At 66.5% G+C, this 22,896-nt stretch carries 21 protein-coding genes and 2 pseudogenes; 12 read left to right on the top strand and 11 right to left on the bottom strand.

Annotated features, from left to right (window positions below; all coding sequences use genetic code 11):
• From ACNS88_RS14515 to engB, 3 genes and pseudogenes are all read left to right on the top strand, one after another.
• A pseudogene (locus tag ACNS88_RS14515) lies at window positions 1-136 on the top strand (RNA-guided endonuclease TnpB family protein); the annotation flags it as partial.
• An 11-nt stretch (window positions 137-147) separates the two neighbouring features.
• Window positions 148-507: pseudogene (locus ACNS88_RS14520) on the top strand (DUF4013 domain-containing protein); the annotation flags it as partial.
• A gap of 63 nt (window positions 508-570) precedes the next feature.
• On the top strand, window positions 571-1,191 hold the full coding sequence (gene engB / locus ACNS88_RS14525; RefSeq protein ID WP_435099103.1) for a GTP-binding protein EngB: 621 nt from the start codon (window positions 571-573) through the stop codon (window positions 1,189-1,191).
• A gap of 45 nt (window positions 1,192-1,236) precedes the next feature.
• Here the strand turns inward: engB and ACNS88_RS14530 are convergent, their stop codons facing one another.
• The 4 genes from ACNS88_RS14530 to ACNS88_RS14545 are packed head-to-tail and all read right to left on the bottom strand — an operon-like array spanning window position 1,237 to window position 3,771.
• Window positions 1,237-1,590, bottom strand: coding sequence for an AzlD domain-containing protein (locus ACNS88_RS14530; protein ID WP_435099105.1), 354 nt, complete (start codon window positions 1,588-1,590; stop codon window positions 1,237-1,239).
• The gene (locus tag ACNS88_RS14535) at window positions 1,587-2,312 is read right to left on the bottom strand and encodes an AzlC family ABC transporter permease (RefSeq protein ID WP_435099107.1); all 726 of its coding nucleotides are present in this window, start codon (window positions 2,310-2,312) and stop codon (window positions 1,587-1,589) included. Before ACNS88_RS14535 ends, ACNS88_RS14530 begins: the two co-directional genes overlap by 4 nt.
• Window positions 2,309-3,190: an RNA methyltransferase gene (locus ACNS88_RS14540; protein ID WP_435099109.1), complete on the bottom strand. Its 882-nt coding sequence runs from the start codon at window positions 3,188-3,190 to the stop codon at window positions 2,309-2,311. Before ACNS88_RS14540 ends, ACNS88_RS14535 begins: the two co-directional genes overlap by 4 nt.
• Window positions 3,187-3,771 carry a DUF8114 family protein gene (locus ACNS88_RS14545; RefSeq protein ID WP_435099111.1) on the bottom strand — a complete coding sequence of 195 codons (585 nt, stop codon included), beginning with the start codon at window positions 3,769-3,771 and terminating at the stop codon, window positions 3,187-3,189. Before ACNS88_RS14545 ends, ACNS88_RS14540 begins: the two co-directional genes overlap by 4 nt.
• Before the next feature lie 96 nt (window positions 3,772-3,867).
• On the opposite strand from ACNS88_RS14545, the gene ACNS88_RS14550 reads away from it, so the two are divergent.
• Window positions 3,868-4,464 (top strand): DUF192 domain-containing protein, encoded by a 597-nt coding sequence (locus tag ACNS88_RS14550; RefSeq protein ID WP_435099113.1) that lies wholly within the window; start codon window positions 3,868-3,870, stop codon window positions 4,462-4,464.
• A 6-nt stretch (window positions 4,465-4,470) separates the two neighbouring features.
• Here the strand turns inward: ACNS88_RS14550 and ACNS88_RS14555 are convergent, their stop codons facing one another.
• Window positions 4,471-4,701 carry a hypothetical protein gene (locus tag ACNS88_RS14555; RefSeq protein ID WP_435099115.1) on the bottom strand — a complete coding sequence of 77 codons (231 nt, stop codon included), beginning with the start codon at window positions 4,699-4,701 and terminating at the stop codon, window positions 4,471-4,473.
• Between the two features lie 220 nt (window positions 4,702-4,921).
• On the opposite strand from ACNS88_RS14555, the gene folP reads away from it, so the two are divergent.
• Window positions 4,922-6,136, top strand: a complete 1,215-nt coding sequence (gene folP / locus ACNS88_RS14560) for a dihydropteroate synthase (protein WP_435099117.1) — start codon at window positions 4,922-4,924, stop codon at window positions 6,134-6,136.
• A 186-nt stretch (window positions 6,137-6,322) separates the two neighbouring features.
• Window positions 6,323-7,036, top strand: coding sequence for a 6-hydroxymethylpterin diphosphokinase MptE-like protein (locus tag ACNS88_RS14565; RefSeq protein ID WP_435099119.1), 714 nt, complete (start codon window positions 6,323-6,325; stop codon window positions 7,034-7,036).
• 27 nt (window positions 7,037-7,063) lie between these two features.
• On the opposite strand, the gene ACNS88_RS14570 is transcribed toward ACNS88_RS14565, so the two are convergent.
• A complete protein-coding gene (locus ACNS88_RS14570) occupies window positions 7,064-7,837 on the bottom strand; it encodes a creatininase family protein (RefSeq protein ID WP_435099121.1) in 774 nt (257 codons plus the stop codon).
• 130 nt (window positions 7,838-7,967) lie between these two features.
• On the opposite strand from ACNS88_RS14570, the gene ACNS88_RS14575 reads away from it, so the two are divergent.
• Both ACNS88_RS14575 and ACNS88_RS14580 read left to right on the top strand, forming a co-directional pair.
• Window positions 7,968-8,393, top strand: a complete 426-nt coding sequence (locus tag ACNS88_RS14575) for a nascent polypeptide-associated complex protein (RefSeq protein ID WP_435099123.1) — start codon at window positions 7,968-7,970, stop codon at window positions 8,391-8,393.
• Between the two features lie 10 nt (window positions 8,394-8,403).
• A complete protein-coding gene (locus ACNS88_RS14580; protein WP_435099125.1) occupies window positions 8,404-9,144 on the top strand; it encodes a methyltransferase domain-containing protein in 741 nt (246 codons plus the stop codon).
• Window positions 9,145-9,155: 11 nt separating this feature from the next.
• Here the strand turns inward: ACNS88_RS14580 and ACNS88_RS14585 are convergent, their stop codons facing one another.
• Window positions 9,156-11,600, bottom strand: coding sequence for a glycoside hydrolase family 3 protein (locus tag ACNS88_RS14585; RefSeq protein ID WP_435099127.1), 2,445 nt, complete (start codon window positions 11,598-11,600; stop codon window positions 9,156-9,158).
• 258 nt (window positions 11,601-11,858) lie between these two features.
• On the opposite strand from ACNS88_RS14585, the gene ACNS88_RS14590 reads away from it, so the two are divergent.
• From ACNS88_RS14590 to ACNS88_RS14605, 4 genes are all read left to right on the top strand, one after another.
• A complete protein-coding gene (locus ACNS88_RS14590) occupies window positions 11,859-12,950 on the top strand; it encodes a transcriptional regulator TbsP domain-containing protein (protein WP_435099129.1) in 1,092 nt (363 codons plus the stop codon).
• A gap of 25 nt (window positions 12,951-12,975) precedes the next feature.
• Window positions 12,976-14,097, top strand: a complete 1,122-nt coding sequence (locus ACNS88_RS14595) for a pyridoxal phosphate-dependent aminotransferase (protein WP_435099131.1) — start codon at window positions 12,976-12,978, stop codon at window positions 14,095-14,097.
• A 93-nt stretch (window positions 14,098-14,190) separates the two neighbouring features.
• Window positions 14,191-15,393, top strand: a complete 1,203-nt coding sequence (locus ACNS88_RS14600; RefSeq protein ID WP_435099132.1) for a methionine adenosyltransferase — start codon at window positions 14,191-14,193, stop codon at window positions 15,391-15,393.
• A gap of 82 nt (window positions 15,394-15,475) precedes the next feature.
• Window positions 15,476-15,928 (top strand): DUF5804 family protein, encoded by a 453-nt coding sequence (locus ACNS88_RS14605; protein ID WP_435099133.1) that lies wholly within the window; start codon window positions 15,476-15,478, stop codon window positions 15,926-15,928.
• 129 nt (window positions 15,929-16,057) lie between these two features.
• On the opposite strand, the gene ACNS88_RS14610 is transcribed toward ACNS88_RS14605, so the two are convergent.
• Genes ACNS88_RS14610 through ACNS88_RS14625 form a run of 4 tightly spaced genes read right to left on the bottom strand, consistent with a single transcriptional unit; the run spans window position 16,058 to window position 22,895 of the window.
• Window positions 16,058-17,173, bottom strand: a complete 1,116-nt coding sequence (locus ACNS88_RS14610) for an ATP-binding response regulator (RefSeq protein WP_435099135.1) — start codon at window positions 17,171-17,173, stop codon at window positions 16,058-16,060.
• On the bottom strand, window positions 17,166-17,585 hold the full coding sequence (locus ACNS88_RS14615) for a response regulator (protein ID WP_435099137.1): 420 nt from the start codon (window positions 17,583-17,585) through the stop codon (window positions 17,166-17,168). The genes ACNS88_RS14610 and ACNS88_RS14615 overlap by 8 nt, the downstream gene beginning before the upstream one ends.
• A gap of 28 nt (window positions 17,586-17,613) precedes the next feature.
• Window positions 17,614-22,005: a PAS domain S-box protein gene (locus ACNS88_RS14620; protein ID WP_435099139.1), complete on the bottom strand. Its 4,392-nt coding sequence runs from the start codon at window positions 22,003-22,005 to the stop codon at window positions 17,614-17,616.
• Window positions 22,002-22,895, bottom strand: a complete 894-nt coding sequence (locus ACNS88_RS14625; protein ID WP_435099141.1) for a winged helix-turn-helix transcriptional regulator — start codon at window positions 22,893-22,895, stop codon at window positions 22,002-22,004. The genes ACNS88_RS14620 and ACNS88_RS14625 overlap by 4 nt, the downstream gene beginning before the upstream one ends.
• Window position 22,896 lies beyond the last annotated feature (1 nt).

Consider the following 22,896-nt stretch of genomic DNA (forward strand, 5'->3'; position numbering starts at 1 on the left):
GAATGTCCTGCAACGCGGCTTTTCTGAGTTAGGGCTGGGATGGCCCGAAGATACGCCTGTGGAGACTGCGCTCCCTATGGACACCAATCAAGTGTCTGCAAAGCGCGTCGTGGAAACAGGAAGCCTCGGGGCTTGACCCCGAGGCGATTCACTCCCGTGCTCTTCCTCATCTACTACGCCGTTCCCGCGGCGCTGTCCGCGTACGCGGCCCGCGGCGAGATCGGCGCCGCGTTCGACCTCGACCTGCTGAAACCGACGCTTCTCAGTACCGAGTACCTCGTCGCGGTGCTCATGCCCATCGTCGTTGCGGTGGTTATCTGGATCGTCACCGCGGTGCTGGCGATCACCGTCGTCGGTATTCTGCTCCTCCCGTTCGTCCAGTTCTACGGGCAGGTCGCCGTCTTCCGGATGTTCGGCTCGGCGTTCGCGAGCGTGAACGACCGGATCGGGGCGGAGTCGGCCGGCGGCAACGCAAGCGCGGTCGGCGGCGACGACCTCGCGTACTGACGGCGTCACAGCAGTGCGTTCCGCGACGCGCCTTTTAAACCGCCCACGCGCCCACGTACAGGTATGTTCGAAGACCGGCCGGACCGCGACGCCGAGGTTGTCCTCGTGGGGCGCTCAAACGTCGGCAAGTCCACGCTGATGCGCGAACTGACGGGCCACGACTTCTCGACCGGCGGCAAGCCGGGAGTCACCCGGCAGCCGAACCACTTCGACTGGACCAGCGAGAGCTTCATGTTCACGGACCTCCCCGGGTTCGGGTTCATGTCCGGCGTCGAAGAGGAGCACCGCGAGGCGATCAAGACGAACATCGTCCGCTACTTGGAGGACAACGCCGACTCGATCCTCGCGGGCGTCGTCGTGATGGACGGGAAAGCCGCCGTCGACATCATCGACCGCCACGCCGAGCGCGGGAACATCCCCCACGACGTGGAGATGTTCGGCTTCCTCGAGGACGTGGGCGTCGAGCCAATCGTCGCCGTCAACAAGACCGACAAGATCGACGACCTCGACGAGCGGCTCGACGCCATCTGTGACCGGCTCGGCCTGTACCCGCCGTGGCAGCAGTGGTCCGACCGAATCGCCCCGATCTGCGCGAAGCGCGGCGACATCGAGGCGCTCGAGGAGTGCCTCCGGACTCGCTTCCACGAGCACAACCGCGACGACCTGCTGAAGTTCGTTTCCTGAGGGAACTCGTCGCCGGCGCGGTCGCCTCGCGCGGAGTCGCCGTTCTCAGGCGAACACGACGAACCGGAACAGCCACAGCGTGACCATCCCGACCGCGATCGTCGCGAACACGTTCTCCGTGCGCCACGCGACGACGCCGGCGACGACGCCCGCGATCAGTTGCTCGTCGGCGAGCGTGGCGGCGACCGAGGGTCGGATCGTCACGAGATAGGGGAACACGAGCGCCGCGAGCACCGCCGGCGGAACGTATCGGAGGGGTCGTTTGATCCGGGCGGGGACCTCGTCGATGCGCCCGAACAGGTGGATGAAGGAGAGCCGGAACCCGTACGTCGCGACTCCGATGAGGACGATGGCGAGCCAGATTTCGAGCGAGCCAGCCAAAACCGAAGCGCCCGTCACTCGCCGAACACCTCCGTCAATAGGCCGACGACGATTCCGGAGACGGCCCCCGCGAGCAGGCCGAGGTTCAGCGGCAACCCGGCGGCGACGACCGCGATCGTTCCGCCGGCGACGGCCGCGGCGGTGGTCGGTCGGTCCTTCATCGCGGGGACGAGGAGCGCGAGGAACACCAGCGGGACCGCGAAGGTCAGCCCCCACGCGTCGGGGACGCTGGCGCCGACCACGACGCCGACCACCGTCGCGATCTGCCAGACGACCCACAGGGTCACGGCCGCGCCGAGGTAGTAGCGCCACCGGCTCCGCTCCGAGTTCCGCTCGAACTCCGCGACTGAGAGGGCGTACGCCTGATCGGTGAGCACGTACGCGAGGACCGCTCGAAGCCGGCGACCGTAGTCCGCGAAGTGCGGCGCGATCGAGGCCGAGTACATCACCATCCGGAGGTTGATCACGACCGCGGTGCCGACCACGACCGCGAGCGGCGCGTCCTTCCCGATCAGTTCGATCGCTGCGAGCTGTGAGGCCCCCGCGAACACGATCACCGACAGCCCGACCGCCTCCGTGAGTCCGAGCCCGGCGTCGACGGCGGCGATGCCGGCGACGAGCCCGAACGGGACGATTCCGAGCAGCAGCGGCGACACGTCTCGGATCCCGGCCCAGAGGTCGCCGTCGGAGTGGTTGCCGTCGGGGGAGTCGTCGTCGAGGAGGTCTCCGTCCACGGTCACTTTCGCGGGTAGACGGGCTCGTCGTACTTCGCCGCGAGGTGGTCGGCGTGCTCCAGCTTCGCGTTGGCCTTGCGGAACGTCCCTAAAAGCGAGTGGATCTCGCGTTCGGTCGGGTGCGCGCGCCCGAGCAGCCGGCGCATCAACAGCGCGTTCTTTTCCCGCACGTGTTCGCGCTGGCCGGTGGTCTCGAGGAAGTCGCCGAAGAACTCGTGGAAGCGCTCCACATCGGGCTCGGGTGCGCGGGTGACCGCGGTGTCGGGGAGCTGGGTTTCCTCGACGGTCAGCTCGCGGAGCTCGTACAGGAGGACCGTCGCGGCCTGCCCGAGGTTCAACACTGGGTAGTCGTCGTCGGCGGGGATCGAGCACACCTCGTCGAGCCGCGAGAGTTCCTCGTTGTTGAGCCCGCGGCCCTCTCGGCCGAAGACGATCGCGGTCGGCGCGTCGACGGTTTTTAAGGACTCTCGCAGTTCCGCGGGCGTTTTAAACGGGAACCGCTCGTGGCTCTGGTCGTCCTCGCCGGTGATCGCGGTGGTACCGACCGTGTGGTAGTTCGCGACGATCTCGTCGAAGGTCACCTCGTCGGCGTTCGGGAGGACGTCCTCGCGGGCGTGGCCGGCGAAGCCGTACGCCTCCCCTTCTTCGTCCAACTCCGGCGGGTCGACTAACTTCAGATCCGAGAGGCCGAAGTTCTTCATCGCCCGGGCGATGGTGCCGACGTTACCGGGGGTCTCCGGCTCGACGACGACGACGACCGGCTTGCGGCGGGTCCGGGGTTCGGCGCCGGTGTCAGCGTCGACGTCGGCGCCAGTGTCGGCGTCGACGTCGGCACCTTCGTCAACGTCGTCGTCGCCGACACCGCCCTCGTCTCCTCCGCTCATCGGTTCGACGGGTAGTCGGTCGAGAGGTCGACGCCTTCGAAGTCATCCTCGCTCAGTTCGTCCTCCTCGTCACCGCTCTGCCCGGCGAGTTCGAGGATGTCGATCCGGTCGCCTTCGAAGTCCTGCTCGACGCGCTCCTGGACGTCCTGCTGGTCCGGCAGGTCCGGTAGGCCGTCGGGGTCCTCGTCGACGTGCTCGACGGACTCGTACCCCTCCGGAGCCTCGTTGCCCGCGGCGACCCACTCGTGGAAGCGATCGCCGAACTCGAGGGTGCCGGCGTGTTCGCTCCCCCCCTCCTCGCGGAACCAGTAGAGCAGGTCCGGCTCGTGTTCTGGACAGAGCAGCACCTCGCCTCTGGGTTCGCCGTACACGATCTCGGCCTGGTTACAGCGCTGGACCTCGGCTTCGCCGTGTTCGAGATAACAGACGTCGCAGGGCTCCTCGACGAGGCCGACGAGCCGGAGCAGGCGCTCTCGCGGCTCCTCGGGGATCTCGTCGAGGGGTCTCAGCTCCTCGTCGTCGGTGAAGATTTCCTCCTCGTCGAACCGCCATCCGCGGAGGCCGACGCTCACTTTCGCCATGATCGTCGCTATACGTGGCGCGGATAAAAACGCGTCCTTCCGGGGACGAACGCCCCGTTCGCGAGGCCTATACGGACGCGGGCCGTACCCCCGGCAATGCGACGACGGGAAGTGCTCGCTGCCGTGGGTGTCGCGTCGATCGGTGGGCTCGCGGGCTGCGGCGGGACCGCTCCGACGACGGGCGGTGGGGACAGTAAGGGCGAGGAGGACGATGAGGGCGAGAGCGACGCCGATGCCGGCACAGATAACGACACCGGCACCTCCGACCTTCCGACCAACTGGCCCTCCGGGACGTACGCCGACTACGACGCGACCACGGTCACGGTTCGGACCCCCGAGGGCGACGATTTGGGTGCGGTGTTGGCCGCGATCGCAAGAACGGGAAACGAATGGGGCCTCGGCCTCAGCGACGCCCCCACACTTCCCGAGAACGCCGGGATGCTGTTCGTGTTCCCAGAACCGCGGGACTCACTGACGTTTATCATGCCGAACATGGACTTCGGGATCGACATCGTCTACGCCGACGCCGAGGGGACGATTGTCGAGATTCACAACGCGCCCGAACCGGGACCTAACGAGGACGGGAGTGATCAAGAGTACCCTGGTTCGGGTCAGTATGTGCTGGAAGTCCCGTATAAGTGGACCGAGAGACAGGGCGTCGACGTCGGCGACTCGCTCGCGTTCGAGCTGTGACTCCGACTATCGAACTCGTTCCGTAACCGTCGGGTCGGGGCCGTTCAGCTCCGGCAACCGAGCGACGCCCACTGCGAGTACGACGCTCATGACCGCGAACAGCGCCAGGAGCGCGATGACGAACCCGGCCGCGCCGACCGTAACGAGCAGTTGACTCCCGAGCAGTTCGCCGCCTATCGTGACGATGAGGGCGGCTGACGCGACTCCGAGTAATCGGTCTTCAGACTTCGTGTTCATACAGAACGTACGTTCTGGACGGTATTAACGCGTGCCCGACGGCTGCCGTCATGTCTCACACTGACACGTCTCGTCAGGGACGCGAACCGCTCGACGACCCTCGCTGGTCACCGCTCTCACCCGACCGATCCCTCGGTGGTTCAGCCCCCGTCGTCGGCTCTGTTCACTCGTCCCGTCGTTCACTCGTCCCGTTTATGTCGCTCGCGCCCGTGGTACTGGTATGCGAAACGTGGACGCCGCGGGCCTCGGAATCGGAGACGACCACCCGCCCCGAATCATGGGCGTACTCAACGTCTCGGAGGAGTCGCCCTACGACCCGAGCGTGTACGACGACCCCGGCGAGGCGGCCGAGTACGTCGACGAGGAACTGATCGGCGAGGGCGCCGACATCGTCGACGTCGGGCTCGAATCGGCCAACAAGGACCTGGACGTGCTCTCGGCCGAACAGGAGCTCGACCGCCTCGACACCGCGATCGAGACCCTCGAATCGACTTCGGGCGACGCCGTCTGGTCGATCGAGACGCGCTACCACGAGGTCGCCGACGAGGCGCTCGCGCGCGGGTTCGACATGGTCAACGATATCTGCGGGTTCGCCGACCCCGAGATGCCCAGGGTCTGCCGCGAACACGACGTCGCCGTCTCAAAGATGGCCTCTCCGCCGGATCTGGAGCGGCCGGGGGCGATCGAAGCCGTCGACGATATCTACGAGGCGCTGTCGATGAACGGCCTCACCGACAAGACGATCCTCGATCCGGCGTTCGGCGGGTGGTCCGAGGCGAAGACGCACGCCGACGACCGCGAGACGTTCCACCGGCTCCGCGAGTTCCGCGGCTACGGCCGTCCCTTACTCGTGTCGATCAACCGGAAGAGCTTCCTCAAGTCGATCGCCGGTCGAAGCACCGAGGAAGCGCTGCCCGTCTCGCTGGCGGCCACCTCGATGGCGGTCGAGCGCGGCGCCCACGTGATCCGAACCCACGACGTGGCCGAGACCCGAGACGCGGCTCTCGTGGGAGCCGAGTTCGCTCGGGGACGGGCGCGCTCGGACGCCGAGACAGGCGAAGTCGCCGTCGAGGAGCTTGACGTGACGACCGTCCAGGAGGCCGAGCGCCACGTCGACCGGCTCGCCGCCGACCCGTCCGTCGCCGGCGACGCCGTCGTCCGGACCTACGAACTGCGCGGGCTCGCCGACGAGGCCGTCGGCGCGCTCCGGGCGGCAGCCGCTGAGCCCGACGCCGACGCGGCCTTCGCCGTCGCCGGGTCCGCCCTCGAGGCCACGGAACCGACCTCGGCAACCGACGGCGGACCTCCCACGAACGGCAGCGCCGGAATCCTCGTTACGACATCTTCCGGGCTGTCAGCGGTTCGTTCTGCCGCTTCGGGCGTTTCAGCCCCGCTCGCCGCCGCACTGAAAACGATCGACGACACTTCCAAGTAAGAGAAAGTTTATGCCGTCGTACAGACAACCAGCCCAGTGGACGCCGGAGGGGCACGCGGGTAGGGGTATCCTGTGCCACTCCGGTCCATACCATATTCCACCCCGCCAGCGCCGGCGCCGTCTCTCGCCGCCATCGGGCGGCCGTACCGCCCCCGACATCGCCACGCTGACAGCGGTGATTTACGCATGAACTTCACGACCTTCGAACCCATTTATAAAGCGATCCTCGCCGACTTCGGCTTCGGCCGACCGGCCGACGAACGCGCTCGCGACGTGGCGGGGGAGCTCGCGACGCCGTTCCCGCTCGACCGCCTCGGCGACTGGCGCGGCGAGACGGTGGCGATAGCGGGCGCCGCGCCGTGTTTGACCGACGAGGTCGACATCGCACGCGACGCCGACGTGGTCGTGGCCGCTTCCACGGCCGCCGACACCCTCCGCGACCGCGGCGTCGCCGTCGACTGCATGGTGACCGACCTCGACAAGAACCCCGAGACCGCGGCGGAACTCACCTACGAAGGAGTTCCGGTCGCGGCCCACGCCCACGGCGACAACATCCCGGCAGTCCGCGAGTGGCTCCCCCAATTCGCAGACGAGGCAACGCTGGCGACGACACAGGCGGCCCCAGTCGGGCCGGTTCGAAACCTCGGAGGGTTCACCGACGGCGACCGCGCCGCCTTCCTCGCGGACCACGTCGGCGCCGGACGCCTCGTGTTCCCGGGCTGGGACTTCGACGATCCAGACGTGAACCCGATGAAAGCGAAGAAGCTCGACTGGGCCGCGCGGCTGTTGCGGTGGCTGGAACGCCGCCGCGACGAGCGGTTCGGCGTTCTCGACGGGCGCCGAGAAGGGCTCGACGCCGCGCTCGACCCGATCCTCAGCGGACGCGACGACGTTATTTAAAAAGTGTCAAAACGGAGACGGGGAGCGCTATGCGACGCGGTCCTTCGGTAACAGCTCCGCACGGTCGCGGGCGTCGAGCCACTCGACCAACTGAACGAGCTGGTCCGTCGCGGCCTCGAATAGGCGCGCCGCCTTTTCAGGGGTCACGTCTGTCGGGTCGCCGAACGCCCCGTTCGCGGAGTTGTCGATCGAGTCGTAGTAGGTCCGAGCGCCGTGGACCACCGCGTCCGACTCGTCGAGGTGGACGAGTCCGTCGTCGCGGGCGTCCGCCAGTCGGTCCGTTTTGACGAGCTCCGGGGCGATGTGGGTGATCATCGCGGTCTCCTTCGGGCCCGCGTGCGGGCCGTTGTGCTCGAACAAGTCGTCGACGAGCTCCGGGATCGACTCGTCCCACATCCACTCGATCGCGTACGCCGTCTCGTCCTCGTGGAGTCGGCGGCCGACCTCCCGGAGGTGCTGGACGTTACCGCCGTGGGCGTTCACGAACACGACACGGTCGATCCCGTGGTACGCGAGGTTCCGCGTGAACGACTCGACGTAGTCGCGGAACTCCGGTGGGTCGACCCACATCGTCCCCGGGAACTGCCGGTGGTGCGGGCTGACGCCGACGGTTACCGTGGGGGTGCGGATCGCGCCCGTCTCCTCGGCGGCCGCGGTCGCGAGCGCCTCGCCGATCAGGTGGTCGGTCGCTAACGGCAGGTGCGGACCGTGCTGTTCCGTGGAGCCGAGCGGGACGAGCGCGACGGATTCGTCGGACAGCGCCTCACCGAGTTCCGGCCACGTGCGGTCTGCGAGATACATACCCGGATTCGGGTTCGGTGACGTATGAACCCCGCTTTCTCGGTCGGGCTCGCCGGGTCCGATGGTCGCGTCCGGACCCAGCCGTCCCGTGTCGCCACCCTTTTTGTGTCGTCCCGCCGAATTTGGGCGTATGTTCGGAGGAGGCGGCATGAACCCGCGAAAGATGAAACAGATGATGAAACAGATGGGGATCGACGTCGAGGAGCTCGACGCCGAGCGGGTCGTCATCGAGACGGCCGACGGCGACGACCTCGTCTTCGACGGCGCCCAGGTGACCAAGATGGACGCCCAAGGGCAGGAGACCTACCAGATCGTCGGCTCGCCCGACGCGGTCGCCGACGCCGGCGCGGGAGGGAGCCCCTCGGCGGTCGAGGGCGGCGTGGTCGAGGCGGACGACGAGGCGGCCGACGAGGCGGCCGACGCGGACGACGCCGGCATCCCCGACGAGGACGTCGCGCTCGTCGCCGAGCGCGCTGGCGTCCCGAAGTCGACGGCCCGCGAAGCCTTGGAGGACACCGACGGCGACCTCGCGGCCGCGATCGCGGAGCTGGAGTGACTGATTCGGCGTGACGGACGCCGCGTACCTGTTGGTCCACGACGACCGAGAGTACCTGCTGGAGCCCGGCGAGGAGTTCGGCACCGATCTCGGCGTGCTCGACGTCCCTGACGACGTCGAGGGCGGCGACACCGTCGAGACGCACCTCGGCACCGTCTTCGAGGTCCGCGAGCTCCGCGGGCCTGACCTGTTCAACCACCTCGAACGCACCGGCGCGCCGATGATGCCCCGCGACGTGGGGCTCGTGATGGGCCACACCGGCGCGTCCGGCGGCGACCGCGTGCTCGACGCCGGCACGGGGTCGGGGATCCTCGCCGCCTATCTCGGGCGGGCCGGCGCCGACGTGACCACCTACGAGATCGACGACGAGTTCGCCGAGGTCGCCCGCGCCAACATGGAGACCGCGGGCGTCGCCGATCGCGTCGAGGTCCGAACCGGCGACCTCACCGAGGAGCTCGACGGGCTCGCCGAGGGAGAGCCGTTCGACGCGCTCACGCTCGACACCGGCGACGCGCCGGCGGTCGTCGAGCGCGCCGACGAGCTGCTCGTCTCCGGCGGCTGTCTCGCCGTCTACTCCCCGTTCGTCGAGGGCACCCGCGAGGCGGTCCTCGCAGCCCGCGAGGCCGGCCTCAGCGGGATCGAGACGCTCGAAACGATCCAACGCGAGATGGACTTCTCCGACCGCGGCTCTCGTCCCTCCACCGCGGGCGTCGGCCACACCGGGTACCTGGTGTTCGCGCGGGCGCCCTGAATCGGGAGTGCTCAGAGCGTATTCGAACGCCCCCTCTCGACCGGCCCTGAGTTTTTGACCGTGAGCGTCGCCGCCATGTCGCTGCCCGGATCGACGGTCAGCGTGTAGTCGGCGGCCTCGACGAGCTTGGGACCGGTACCCGGCACGTCGCCGGTGACGACCTCCAGCGCCGTGAGGTCGACCGGGACCGTGACGCGCCGGGTCTCTCCGGGGTCGAGCTGGACGCGCTCGTAGCCGACGACTCGCGTGTCGCGGTGCATGACCGACCCGTACGACTGGGTGTTGTACACCTCGACGATGTGTTCGCCGGCCGCGTTCCCGGTGTTCGTCACGTCGACGCGGACTCTGACCGCGGATCCGCCGGCCGGGTTCCCGAGCGAACTCGGGCTGACTTCGAGGTTCGAGTACTCGAAGGTGGTGTAGGAGAGCCCGTGCCCGTAGGGGTACAGCGGGTCGTGACGGTTGCCGGGCCAGGCGTTGTGATGGGCCGGGCCGTGACCGACCCTCTGGGGCCAGGTAAACCCGAGTTTGCCCGAGGGGTTGTACTCGCCCAGCAGCGTCTCGGCGATGGCGGTGCCGCCGCCGGTCGCGGGCTGGCCTGCGAACAGCAACCCGTCCAAATGCTGAAAGGTCGTCTGGTTGCCGCGGGGACTGCCCGCGTACTCGACGCCGACGATCGGCGTGTCGTCGCTCACGTTGTCGACGACCGTCTGGAGTATCTCGCGCTGGGTCTCGGGGAGTTCGAGCGTATCGCGGTCCCCGAACCCCTCGTTGTGCGGCGCTTCCCCGAGCACGACGACGACGACGTCGGCGTCGGGAGCCGCGTCCTCGACGGCGCTCCGTTGCTCGTCCGTGAAGTCGTACGCCTCGGTGCCCATCCAGTCTTCCGTCGGCACCATCTCCTCGTGAGCAGTGAGGCCGTCGGCCGCCCACCAGTTACTGCGGTTGATCGTCGTCGGGACGTGCGTGATATTCTCGCTACCGAACGCGTCCTCCAGTTCCTCCATCATCGTGGTGCCGGCCGGTCGTGGACCGTCTTCCGAGAGACCGCCGCCCTCGATGCCCTGCCAGCCGAGCGTCCAGGCGCCGTACTGCATCAGCATGCGGTTTTCGATCCCGCCGGGGCTGACCCCGGGGCCGGTCACCAGCAGGTTCTCGTCTCCCGAGAGCGGCAGCACCGAGTCGCCGCCCTCGGTTAGGGAGTCGTTTTTTACCAGCACCATCGACTCCCTGGCCATGTCCGTCGACAGCTGGACCGACTCGTCGTTGCCGACGAGGTCGACGACCTCCGACTCGTCGGCGTAGGGGTCAGCGAACAGGCCGAGCTCCTGTTTGAGTTCGAGAATACGCTGGACGGACTCATCGATACGTTTCTCGGAGAGTTCGCCGGAGTTGACCAGTTCCTCGACGAAAGTGACGAACTGGACCGGGTCCACCGGCCGGCCGTCGTTGCCGCCGCCGAGCATGACCATGTCGACGCCCGCCTCGATAGCGGCCTTGACGGCCATCTTCTTGCCCTCTGTGGTGTCGGGGAACATCTCGTGGATGCCGATCATCCGGTAGAGGTCGTTCCAGTCGGTGAGGATCACGCCCTCGAAGCCGTACTCCCCGCGGAGGACCTCGGTCAGCAGCCAGGAGGAAGCGTGGGCGGGCACGCCGTTGACCGACCCGCTGTTGACCATCACCATGCCACCGCCCTCCTGAAGGGTGACCTCGAAGGGTGGCAGCAGCGTCTCCCGGAGGTCCCGCATCGAGGTGTCGGCAGCTGCCCGGTCGTTGCCGTTGTGCGGCACCTCGTAGCCGGCGAAGTGCTTCGGCGTCGCGGTGACGCGGTCGTTGGTCTCCAGCGCCCGGTTGCGCGCGGCCGAGATGTCGCCGAGGACCTTCGTGGACTCGCTGATCCCCTCGAAGTACCGACCCCAGCGTGGGTCGCGCTGGAGTTCGATCGTCGGGGCGTACGTCTCGTGACAGCCCGTGGCCGCGATCATGTCCGACGTGTGTTCTTCGGCCCGTTCGATCAGCTCCGGGTCGCGCGTCGTTCCCATGTTGAGCCGCTGTGGGAGCGCCGTCGCGCCGTCGACGTAGGCCGCGCCGTGGGTGCCGTCGATCCCGTAGAAAAACGGGATGCTGTGCGTCGAGTTCGCGAGGTTATACCGCTGGAGTTCGTTGATGCCGGCGACCAGTTCCGCTGGATCGAAGGTCGGCGGCGCGGAGCCGCCGGACAGGACAGATCCAGTTCCGAGTTCCGTGAAGAGGTCACCGACCGTCTCGACCTGCTCGTGACCCACCTTGCTGGTCGGGTCGAGCGATCCGATGACCGGTTGCAGCATCTGCCCCGCCTTCTCCTTGACCGACATCCGGTTGATCAGTTTCTGGAACGCCTTTCCCTGAGCCGCGGCGGTTTCCGCGCCGAACCCGAGTCCCGTCGCGGTGGCCGCTACGCCGGTCGTTTTCATAAACGTTCGTCGCGACTGTCCGCCTTCTGTCTCGTCATCTGCATTATCCTCTGACATTGCCCATAAAATACCAACCGGATCTATGATAATTGTTTGGAATGTACAAATAAATTAATAATAAACATTTGAGAATGAATAATTGAGAATGAATACCCCATAAACCGGGTGAGATCGGTCGCGTTCGTATGGAATTTGCGTGTCTGAACATCGCCTCTGAGCCGGCGCAACGTTCTTTCCGATTCCGCCGCCACGGGGCGTATGGTCCCTCCGACAGGCGAGGACGGCGACGATACCGACGAGGGCGCTGCCGGTGACGGAAACGGAGGGGCTGACGCTCCTCCCGCCGAACCCTCCGAGGTCGCCGCCGCGCTCGACGAGTACGGCACGGAACTCGCCACCGCGCTCGCCGACGCGCTCGCGGGGCGGTCCGGCGTCGTCGCGGTCGGCGTCCCGCTCGGGCTGCTCCCGCCGGTCCTCGCGGCTCGGGAGCGGACCGAGGACGACACACCGTGGCGAATCGCCTGCCGGTCGGGTGTCGCCGATGCGCTTGGGCGCGCGTTCGTCCTCGGCACCGCCATCTCTGAGGCGGTCACGGAGGAAGCGATCGAGCTCCGAACGGTCGCGGGCGACGGAGGTTCTGATGACGACCGGGACGTCACTGCCGCGGCTCGACCGCTCGTGTTCGCGACGCCGGACCGCGTCGACGCGGTTGCGGGTCCGTACGAAGACCGAACGCTCGTTTCCGAGACGAAAGATGCGACCGCCGCGGCGGCGTTCCGCGCGGCGACGGCGCAGTTCGAGGCGGCGAGGCCCGCGACCGTCGGCATGCCCGCGCGAAGCCGCCTGCTCGCGGCCGCACGTGGGACGCTCGACGACCGATTCGCGGACGACGTGGCGGCGGTGCTCGACGCGCTCCCGTACGGCGCGATCGGTCGGACCGGTGAGATCACCGACCGAACGCTCCTCGTCGCGCTGGCAGCGCGAAACGACCACTTACTGTGGGACCTCCGGCGGTGGGTCGGCGACGGAGCGGAGGGCGGGCGTGACAGAAGCGCAGCGTCCGACGAAGGCCTCGGCATCGCCCCCGGACAGGACCTCACCGACGACCGTCGGGCTCTCGTGCGGCGCGGGCTGGTGGAGGCGATCAAGGTACCGGCGGGAGACGGCCGCCCGCAGCTCCGGCTTCGGGCCGTCGACGACGCGCTGCTCCGCGCAACCCCGAGAGAGGTGTTCAGCGTGCTCCGCGGACGGTTCGCGCTGCCGGTCGACGAAGACGGCCGGCTCCGGGACCCGCCCGGACGCGACGAGCGGCGCCCGGTGTGGAAGCGGACGCGACGTGACAAGAACTAACTCCCGGCGGCGCCCCCGAACGGGTATGCCGAACTTCTCCGACAGGGTCGAGCGGATCTCCATCAGCGGGATCCGCGAGGTGTTCGAGGCGGCCGGCGACGACGCGATCAACCTCGGGCTCGGCCAGCCCGACTTCCCGACGCCGGACCACGCGCGTCAGGCGGCCGTCGACGCGATCGAGAGCGGAAAGGCAGACGCCTACACCGAGAACAAAGGGACGCGATCCTTGCGCGAGGCGATCGCCGAGAAGCACCGGACGGACCAGGGGATCGACCTCAACCCCGCGAACGTGATCGCCACCGCGGGTGGGAGCGAGGCGCTCCACGTCGCGATGGAGGCGCACGTGAGCGAGGGCGACGAGGTGGTGATCCCGGACCCGGGGTTCGTCTCCTACGACGCGCTGACGAAGCTCGCGGGCGGCGAGCCGGTCCCCGCCCCGCTACGGGACGACCTCACGATCGATCCGGCCGCGATCGAGGCCGCGATCACCGACGAGACCGCAGCGTTCGTGGTGAACTCTCCGGGGAATCCCACCGGGGCGGTCTCCTCCGAGGAAGACATCCGGGAGTTCGCGCGGATCGCGGACGAACACGACGTGCTCTGCATCTCCGACGAGGTGTACGAGTACACCGTTTTTGAGGGGAGCCACCACTCGCCGATGGAGTTCGCGGAAACCGACAGCGTCGTCGTCGTCAACTCCGCCTCGAAGCTGTTCTCGATGACGGGCTGGCGGCTCGGCTGGGTGTACGGCTCGGACGAGCGCGTCGAGCGCATGCTTCGCATCCACCAGTACGCGCAGGCGTGCGCCTCGGCTCCGGCGCAGTACGCGGCGGAGGGCGCGCTGCGCGGCGACCGCGGGGTCGTCGACGAGATGACCGCCTCCTTCGAGCGGCGACGGGACCTCGTCCTCGACGGCCTCGACGAGATCGGCCTCGACTGTCCCACGCCGCAAGGCGCCTTCTACGCGATGCCCCGAGTGCCGGAGGGGTTCGTCGACGAGTGTCTCGACCGCGGGGTGATCGTCGTGCCCGGCGAGGCGTTCGGCGAGGGCGGGCGCGGCCACGCTCGGATCTCGTACGCGACCGACGAGAGCGAGCTCCGCGAGGCGCTCGACGTGATGGCGGAGGCGTACGAGGCGGTGAAGTAGCGTCAACTTCTGCCAAAAGATAACCCAGGGACATTACCAAGTCGCAGGAGGTTTCCGCAAGTTATACTGCCACCGGACAAGTACCGCAACGTAATGGACCGGAACATACAGGTCAGCCGCCTCGATCGCCGCGCGGTCGAGGACCAGGGGGTCGAAATCGTTGAGCGCAAGGGTATCGGACACCCGGACTCGATCAGCGACGGTATCGCGGAGTCGGTGTCGCGGGCGCTCTCGCAGCTCTACTTGGACCGCGTCGGCAAGGTGCTTCACTACAACACCGACGAGACACAGCTGGTCGCCGGCCGCGCCGCGCCCGCGTACGGCGGCGGCGAGGTCGTCGAGCCGCTCTACGTGCTCATCGTCGGACGCGCCACGAAGGAGTACGAGGGCGAGCAGCTTCCGGTCGACTCGACCGCGCTCGCGGCCGCCCGCGACTACCTCTCCGAGGCGATTCCGGAGCTCGAGTACGGCACCGACGTGATCGTCGACGTGAAGCTCGGCGAGGGCTCGGGCGACCTCCAGGACGTCTTCGGCGAGGAGACCCAGCAGGTGCCGATGGCCAACGACACCTCCTTCGGCGTCGGCCACGCGCCCCTGACGGAGACGGAGACGATCGTGTACGAGGCCGAACAGGAACTCAACACGACGTACCACGACGAACACCCGGAGCTCGGCCCCGACGTGAAGATCATGGGGAAACGCGAGGGCGACCAGATCGACATCACCGTGGCGGCCGCGATGGTCGATGGGTACATCGACGACCTCGACGACTACGACGACGCGGTCGAGGACGTCCGCGAGTTCGTCACCGCCCTGGCCGAAGACCACACCGACCGGGAGGTCCACGTCGACGTCAACACCGCCGACGACTACGACGAGGGCTCGGTCTACCTCACCGTCACCGGCACCTCCGCGGAGCAGGGCGACGACGGCTCCGTCGGGCGCGGCAACCGCGCGAACGGACTCATCACTCCGAATCGTCCCATGTCGATGGAGGCGACCTCCGGAAAGAACCCCGTCAACCACATCGGAAAGATCTACAACCTCCTGTCGACCCGGATCGCGGAGTCCGTCACCCAGGAGGTCGACGGGATCCGCGACCTGCAGGTCCGCCTGCTCTCGCAGATCGGGCGCCCGATCGACGAGCCCCACGTCGCCGACGCGCAGCTCGTCACCGAGGAGGGCGTCGCGATCGACGACATTGAACCCGAGGTCCGCGAGATCGTCGATCGCGAGCTGGCGAACGTCACCGACGTGACCCGCAGCGTCATCGACGGCGACGTGTCGACGTTCTGAGCCGGCGGCGGCGAGAGCGACTCTCCGGATTCCGACCCTGACGACCGCAACCGATTTGTGGAGCGGCCGAGTCACGTAGCGTGTGACGCGGGTGTGTCTCCTCGGCGACCCCGACGTGAACCTCACCTACGAGCTGCTGTCCCGCGAGACGGCCCGGGACGCGCTCGCGACCTACGACATCGAGGAGCCCTTCGAGAACAGCCTCGCCGTCGACACCGTGAGCCTCGGCGCCGCGGTGTCGCTTTTAAATGACCTCAACTGGTACCTCGTGCGCTTCGTCGACGAGGCGCTCGTCCGCGAGCCGTCGGTTTCTCCCGACGAGTGGCTCTCGCGCGATCTCGCACGCGAGGTGCGCGACGGCGTCGTCCCCCCCGAGGAGACCGACCAGCGCCTGAAGGTGTTCGGGCTCGTCGACGGGCGGCCGGTCGAACCTCTCTACGTCCGGCGGACACAGGGCGAGACGCCGGAGTACGACCTCCGCGACGTCGAGGAGACCGTGGTCGTCAGGGTGAGCGAGTCCGAGTTCTCGGGATAGGATACGCCGTCCGGCGACGAGAGTCTGAGACCGCCCGAGACGCGTGTCGGGCGATTCCGCCGGGTTCGGTCGGCGCCGGTCGCGAGGTCCGTCAGGCCCGCAGTCAGCCCTATAAACGACGCGCGTCTCTCACACGGCCTCGTGATCGGTTTCGGTAGGCTTCCTCGACCGAGGGAGGACGACCGTGAACACGCTTCCCTCGGGCTCGTTGTCTTCGAGGACGACCTCGCCGTCGAACATCTCGACGAGGGTGTCGACGAGATAGAGCCCGATCCCGGAGCCGGAGCTTTCCAGCCCCATCTCTCCCCGACCGAAGATCTCCTGTTTGTAGCTGTCCGGAATTCCGGGCCCGTTGTCGGCGATCCGGACGGCGATCGTCTCGTCGTTGCTCTCGACGTGGACGGTTATCTCCGGCTCCGGTTTGTCGTTATGTGCCACCGCGTTGTTCAGGAGGTTCCGAAACACCGAGGAAAGCAACTCCGTCGCCGTCACGTGGAGCGCGTCGTCGACGTCTCCGGTGATCGTGATGGTCGTGTCCTCGTAAGCCGACCGCGCCTTGTCGATTTCGTTCGTGAGGACGCTCTCAAGGTCGACCGGGGAAAGGTCCGGATCGCCACCGTCCCCGAGCACGTCGAGGAAATCCCCCACGGTTTCAGTGATGCTCGCGATATGCTCCCCGGCGTTCAGCATTCGCTCGAGATGCGCTTCTCCCTGAGCGTCGACGTGGTCTCCGAGAGTTTCACCCCATCCCATGATCACGCCGACGTCGTTTCGGATGTCGTGGCGAACGACTTGGGTCAACAGCGCGAGTTCGGCGTTCCGCTGGCGGAGCTGTTGTTGCTGTTGCTCTCGCGAGATCGCGTACTGGACCGTTTGTTGAAGCAATCGCGGCGTGATGTCGTCTTTCACCAGGTAGTCTTGGGCCCCGCGTTCGATCGCCTCCTCCCCGACGCGCTCGTCCTCGAGTCCGGTCAGAACGACGATCGGTTCGGTGGTGACGGCTTGGACCATCTCGTCGAGCGTCTCGACGCCGGTGCTATCGGGTAAGCCGAGATCCAGGAGGACGACGTCGACGTCGTCGGCGACCGCTTCGCGAGCGGCCTCGAGTCGCTCGACGTGGGTGATGGCCGGCGCCGGAGCGTCGGCGTCTCCCCACGAGCTCTCGGACACGTATTCGGTGATCAAGCGAGCATCGGCCGGGTTGTCCTCGACGAGGAGGATGTGTGTGGGCTCTGCGTTAGTCATTGGAAGCTGTATTTGAGATCGGCGCAATCCAGAATTCGACGGTGGCGATAACCATCTCGATGTAGTCGTCGGGATCGACCGGTTTCGTGACGTAGGCGTTCGCCGAGAGGTCGTAAACGCGGTCGATGTCGTCTTGACTCTCAGAACTGGAGATGACCACTACAGGGACGTCCTGAAAGGCAGTCTCGTTCCGGATCGTCGAGAGCACATCGAATCCTGAGTTACCTGGAAGATTCAAATCTAAGAGTATTAAATCTGGGTGTTTCAGCGGAGTGTCAGCATCAACTGCCGTGAACTGGTCGATCGCCTGCCGCCCGCTGTTGACGACTGCGAAGTCGAGTTCGACTCCGGCGTCGGCGACTCCTTCCTCAACTAACCGAACGTCCGCGGGGTTGTCCTCAACGGCGACCACTCGCGGGGGCGGTGAGTCATCGGTTGACTTACACATCGGTCGTCTCACCTTTCGGGAGGGTGATTATAAACGTCGACCCCTCACTCGGCTCCGAGTCGACGCTGATCTCGCCCCCGTGGCGATCGACGATCTTTCGACAGATCGAGAGCCCGATACCGGTCCCGGTGAACTCTTCGCGGGTGTGGAGCCGATGGAACACCTCGAAGATGTCCTCGGTCTGATCCGGCTCCATGCCGATTCCGTTGTCGGTCACCTCGAAGACGACCGACTCCTCGCGGTGGGCGACCGAAATGTCGACCACCGGCTCGCCTTTGTTGTACTTGATCCCGTTGTCGATCAGGTTCTGGAATAACTGCGCAAGTTGCGCCTGATCACCGACGACCGTGGCCTCGGTCGTCGGCGCCGACACGGTCGCATCGGTCTCCGTGATCTTGACTTTGAGTCCCTCAACGACCCGGTCGAAGAGCTCCGAGATACCCACCGGCTTGAACGACTCTCCGCGGGTGTCGACGCGTGAGTAGGCCAGCAGCGCCTGGATCATCTCTCGCATCCGATCGGCTCCGTTGACGGCGAACTCGATGAACTCGCCGGCGTCGTCGTCGAGTTCGTCGCCGTAGCGCCGTTCTAACAGCGTGAGATAGCTTGAGACCGTTCGGAGCGGCTCTTGCAGGTCGTGTGAGGCGGCGTACGCGAACTGTTCGAGCTCCTCGTTAGACTGCTTGAGTTCCGCTTGGGTCTCGCGTAACACCGCTTCGCGCTCAGCACGGACGAGCGCGGCTTCGACGGTCGACGACAACACTTCGAGGAGGTTGAGATCCGTCTCGGTGAACGCCCGCTGATCGATCGAGCCGACGGAGACGATACCGTGTTCTCCCAGCGGAACGATGACCTCTGACCGAAGGACCGTCTCGTCGTTGTGCAGGCCGTCGACGTCGGTCAGATCGTCGTGCACCTGCATCTGGCCGGTCGTGAACGCGTCCCACGCGAGCGCTTCCCCGCTCTCGAAGACCGGCTGCTCGTCTATGTACTCTCCGGCCTCCGGGGTCGTACACTCCGGAACGAGCGCGTCGCGTTTCTCGTCGTACCACCAGACGCCGGTGATCGGAATGCCCAAGATCGAGCTGACGCTCTCTATCGTGATAGACGCGACCTGTGATTTGGACGGCGCGCTCATGAGCCGCTGTGCCGTTTCGTTGAGGTCTCGGAGCTGCGACTCGAAGGACGCCGTGGCGAGTTCGTGACTGATCCACTGGACGAGCAGTTCCACGAACGCGCGCTCCGTGTCATCGAACTCGTGGTCGCGGCCGTCGTCGTCGGCGAAACAGAGCGTGCCGTACGTCTCGCCGTCGACGGTGACCGTCGCGCCGATGTAACAGGCCAGGTCGAACCGCTCGTACGCCGAATCGCCGTCCCACCCTTCGTCGACCGCGTTCTGAATGGTGAGCGGTCCCGCCTGTTGAACGGTCTCTCGACAGTACGTCTCCGATTGTGGGGCGGACGCACCCGTCTGCAGCTCGGGGTGGTCACCCACGGCTCGGACGGTGTGTTGCCTCCCGCCCTCAATCCGGTTTAAAAAGCCGTACGGGAGCCCGAGTCGTTCGGTCCCGAGTTCCAGCAGCGCCGTGAGCTTGTCCTCGAAGTCGCGGTCGGTGTCCGACGCGATACCGGTGAGCTCCCGGAGCGACCGTTCGCTCTCGCGGAGCGAGCGTTCGAGGCGCTTCTGCTCGGTGATGTCGCGGGAGACGGCGATGTACTGGTCGCTGCCGTCGACCGCGACCTTGTTCACCCATACCTCGACGGGGAACGTCTCCCCGTTCTGTCGGCGGTGCTCTCCTTCGACTTTCAGGACCTCGTAGTCGGTCATCTCGCTCCACACCGACTCGAGGTCGCCGCGTTCGGGACCGACCTCGAAGTCGACGACGTTCATCGACTCGAGGTCCTCCCGTTCGAGGCCGAGCACCTCCAGTTGGGTGTCGTTCGCGTCGAGTATCGATCCCTCTGCGTCGTGAACGATGATGCCGTCCGGCGAGTTGTCGAACAACGCGCGGAGCCGCGACTGCTGGCGTTGGAGTCGCTGTTCACGCTCCTTTCGGTCGGTGACGTCTCGGTTCGTGCAGATCAGCTCACCGCTTTCGAGCAGCGAGAGACCGAGATCCTGGTACACGGGAGTTCCGTCCCGCTTTCGACCGAGAGTCTCTCCGCTCCACGCGCCGGTCTCAGCGAGCTCCGGAAACACCTCCGACTCCACCCGCTCGATCTCGTCGTCGGCATACACCGCTCGCCACTCCCGACCGATCAGTTCCTCGGGCTCGTACCCGAAGATGTCGGCGTGAGCCTGATTCATGTAGACGTACTCGTCGTCGTCGAGAATGGCGATCCCGTCCATCGCCACCTCCATCGCCGCCGACTGGAGTTCGATTTCGGCGTCTCGCTCCTTGCGCTCGGTGATGTCCGTCGCAATGCCGACGAGTCGGCGTCCCGTGTTCTCGCTCACGAGCAGCTCTGCACGGGCTTCGACCCACATGTAGTCGCCGTCGTCCTGCTCGATCCGGTACTCTACCTGGAGCGTGTCCCCGTCCTCGGTCGGCCCTTCCAACGATTTGCGTACGTCAGGGACGTCCTCGGGGTGGACGAGTTCGATGAACTCCTCGTAGGTCCCCTCGGTGGTGTCGGGGTCGAGGCCGAACAGCCGCATTATGGATTTGGTCCAAATCACCGCTCTCGTCTCGAGGTCCAGCTCCCAGACGCCAGCGTTGGTTCCCTTTAAGGCGACGTTCAGTCGCTGTGTCGTCTCCTCAAGCTCTCGCTCCCGGCGTTTCGCCTCGGTAATGTCGGTCGCCACGCCGAGCACGGCCTCCTTCTCGTGCCCGATCGGGTCGTACGGGATCTTCGTCGTCCGCACCGTCAGCGTCTCACCGGAGGCGGTCGTCAGCCTCTCTTCGGGGATCTGTTTGGGCTCGGCCGAGTCGATGACGGCCAGGTCGTCTTCGCGGAACTGCTCGGCCTCGGCTTCCGACGTGACGTAGTCGGCGTCGGTCGACCCCTCGACCTCCTCGACGGTCGCGCCGTAGGCGTCGGCGATCGCCTGATTCGCGAGGATGTACTCGTTGTCTCTGTCCTTTGCGAACACGAACTGCGGCAGCAGATCGATGATCTGTCGCAGCCGATCACGGTTCGCAGTCGCCTCTCGTTTGTAGCGGCGCCGACTGAGCTCTTTGCCGACCCACTGCGCGAGAACGCGGACGAACGTGCGGTTGCCGGCCGAGAACGGTCGCTGGCGCGGCGTCGACCGCGAGAAGTTGATCGTCCCGTAGCGTTCGCCGTCGACGACGACCGGCGCACCGATGTACGCTTCGATGGCGTGGGTCTGATACGCCGGGTGAGAGGCCATCCCGCTCTCGCTCGCGTGCGTCATCGTCACGACCTCGTCGGCGTCGACGACCAGCTCGCAGAACGTCTCTCCGAGGTCGAACCGATCGCCGGACTCGATGGTCCCGGTCGGTGCAACCGCTCGCTCGACGGTGTACTCGTCCCCGATCTTCGAGAGGATACCGACGTCGAGACCGAGATGATCGTTTCCGAGCTTGAGGACCGAGTCGATCCGCTCGTCGATCGGTCGATCGTCGTCGGTCGCGATCTCGTGGAACGCTTGGAGCGCGTCGTTGTGCGCCTCTACCCCGCGGTCGAACCCTGCGCGTGCGCTCATGTCCCTGACCGAGACGAGGAACGCGTCCGCCCGGGTGTCGGAACCGTTGAGCGGCGTCCCGTGTGTCTCGCCCTCGAACGTCGTTCCGTCAGCGCGCTCGTACCTGACGATGTGTGTCTCTCCCGGCTCTCGGCCCTCGGTGAGTCGCCGGTCGGTCCCTTGGTGGTCGGTCGTCGCGTAGAGCAACCGCGGCTCCTCACCGATCACCTCGTCGGCGTCGTAGCCGAAGAGTCGCTCTGCCGCCCCGTTGAAATCGGTGATTCGTCCGTCGCTATCGAGGACGACGAGCGCGTCTCCCGTCTCGTCGAAGACGGTCTCGAACAGCCGGCGTTGCCGGTTGCTATCGAGCGTCTCCCCCTGTTCGGCAGACACGTCGCAGAAACACGCCGTCACTCCGTCCTCGGCGGGATGGAGCCGAACCGTGAGCGGGCGGTCGAGCGCCTCGTCGCGGTACTCGAACCGGACGGGCCGTTGGGTTGCCATCGCCTCACGGAGCCGTTCGCCGACGACCCCTTCGTCGATACGCGGCACCGCTTCCCAGACCTCGTTGCCGAGCAGCTCGTCCGGCTCGCGCTCGAGCATCGCCGCCGCCCGGTCGTTGACGAAGGTGAACTGCCAGTCGTCGTCGACCGCGTACACGGCCTCGTCGATCCGTTCCAGTACTCGCTCCGACGACCGGCCGTCTACCGAATGGGTCTCTGTCTCCGTACTCATGACGTGTTCTCCAGCGGGGTGCGTTCGAACGTCTCGGGGTCGGCGTCTTCTATGGCTTCGCTCGTCGGTTCGAGCTCGTCGAGTCGACCGCGGAGCCGCTGGTACTCGTCGTTCGACTCCAGGCTCTCATCGCTGTACTCAACCTGGAGGAGCGCGATTTTCGACTGCAGTGCGAGGTACTCCTGTAGCTGTGCGTCGTACTCGCGTCGCTCGAACAGCTCCGCGACCGTCGATCGGAGGGTGTCTTGCTGGACGGGTTTCGTGAGGTATTCGTCGACCGGCAGATCGAGGAGGTCGAAGTCGATGTCCTCGGACGTCACCATGACGATCCGGATGTCGTACCGCTGGGACCGAATCCACTCCAGAACCTCGTCCCCCGAGAGGCCCGGCATTCGCCTGTCGAGGACGACGACGCCGACATCGGTTTCGAGGCTTCGGAGGGCCTCCTCGCCGTCGCGGGCCGTCCGGACGGTGTACTCGTCTTCGAGCCACGCCGTGTGCATCGTGCTCACGCGGGCGTTGTCGTCGGCGACCAAGACGACTTGCTCGCTCGCCGGCTCTGCGAGGTGGGCTTCGCCCCAGTCGGCGAGCGAGGTGATGACTTCGTTGAGTTCCGCTCCCCGTTCTGTCAGCGTGTAGTCGACACGGAGCGGGCTCTGGCTCACCTCTCGACGCTCGATAACCTCGTACTCTCGAAGCTCGGCCAGCGCATCCGTCAGCACTTTCGCGGAGATGCCGTCGAGTCGCCCTTGGATGTCGCTAAACCCGTTTTCGTCGTTCCCGGATAAACACCGTATAATGGCCGGATGCCACTTCTTCGACAGCAGCGAGACGCTGTCGAGGAGATGGCCGGGGAGAAGCGGATCGTCCCCCGAGTTAGAGTTAAGCATA

Source organism: Halorubrum shenae (assembly GCF_051194165.1).
Taxonomy (GTDB): Archaea; Halobacteriota; Halobacteria; order Halobacteriales; family Haloferacaceae; genus Halorubrum.

Excerpts from the sequence above, each read along its gene's own strand:
- ACNS88_RS14590 (WP_435099129.1), top strand. The coding sequence starts at position 11,859 with ATGGTCCCTCCGACAGGCGAGGACGGCGACGATACCGACGAGGGCGCT.
- ACNS88_RS14575 (WP_435099123.1), top strand. The coding sequence starts at position 7,968 with ATGTTCGGAGGAGGCGGCATGAACCCGCGAAAGATGAAACAGATGATG.
- ACNS88_RS14555 (WP_435099115.1), bottom strand. The coding sequence starts at position 4,701 with ATGAACACGAAGTCTGAAGACCGATTACTCGGAGTCGCGTCAGCCGCC.
- ACNS88_RS14545 (WP_435099111.1), bottom strand. The coding sequence starts at position 3,771 with ATGGCGAAAGTGAGCGTCGGCCTCCGCGGATGGCGGTTCGACGAGGAG.
- ACNS88_RS14550 (WP_435099113.1), top strand. The coding sequence starts at position 3,868 with ATGCGACGACGGGAAGTGCTCGCTGCCGTGGGTGTCGCGTCGATCGGT.
- ACNS88_RS14585 (WP_435099127.1), bottom strand. The coding sequence starts at position 11,600 with ATGAAAACGACCGGCGTAGCGGCCACCGCGACGGGACTCGGGTTCGGC.
- ACNS88_RS14620 (WP_435099139.1), bottom strand. The coding sequence starts at position 22,005 with ATGAGTACGGAGACAGAGACCCATTCGGTAGACGGCCGGTCGTCGGAG.
- ACNS88_RS14540 (WP_435099109.1), bottom strand. The coding sequence starts at position 3,190 with ATGAGCGGAGGAGACGAGGGCGGTGTCGGCGACGACGACGTTGACGAA.
- folP (WP_435099117.1), top strand. The coding sequence starts at position 4,922 with ATGCGAAACGTGGACGCCGCGGGCCTCGGAATCGGAGACGACCACCCG.
- ACNS88_RS14565 (WP_435099119.1), top strand. The coding sequence starts at position 6,323 with ATGAACTTCACGACCTTCGAACCCATTTATAAAGCGATCCTCGCCGAC.
- ACNS88_RS14570 (WP_435099121.1), bottom strand. The coding sequence starts at position 7,837 with ATGTATCTCGCAGACCGCACGTGGCCGGAACTCGGTGAGGCGCTGTCC.
- ACNS88_RS14595 (WP_435099131.1), top strand. The coding sequence starts at position 12,976 with ATGCCGAACTTCTCCGACAGGGTCGAGCGGATCTCCATCAGCGGGATC.
- ACNS88_RS14625 (WP_435099141.1), bottom strand. The coding sequence starts at position 22,895 with ATGCTTAACTCTAACTCGGGGGACGATCCGCTTCTCCCCGGCCATCTC.
- ACNS88_RS14610 (WP_435099135.1), bottom strand. The coding sequence starts at position 17,173 with ATGACTAACGCAGAGCCCACACACATCCTCCTCGTCGAGGACAACCCG.
- ACNS88_RS14600 (WP_435099132.1), top strand. The coding sequence starts at position 14,191 with ATGGACCGGAACATACAGGTCAGCCGCCTCGATCGCCGCGCGGTCGAG.
- engB (WP_435099103.1), top strand. The coding sequence starts at position 571 with ATGTTCGAAGACCGGCCGGACCGCGACGCCGAGGTTGTCCTCGTGGGG.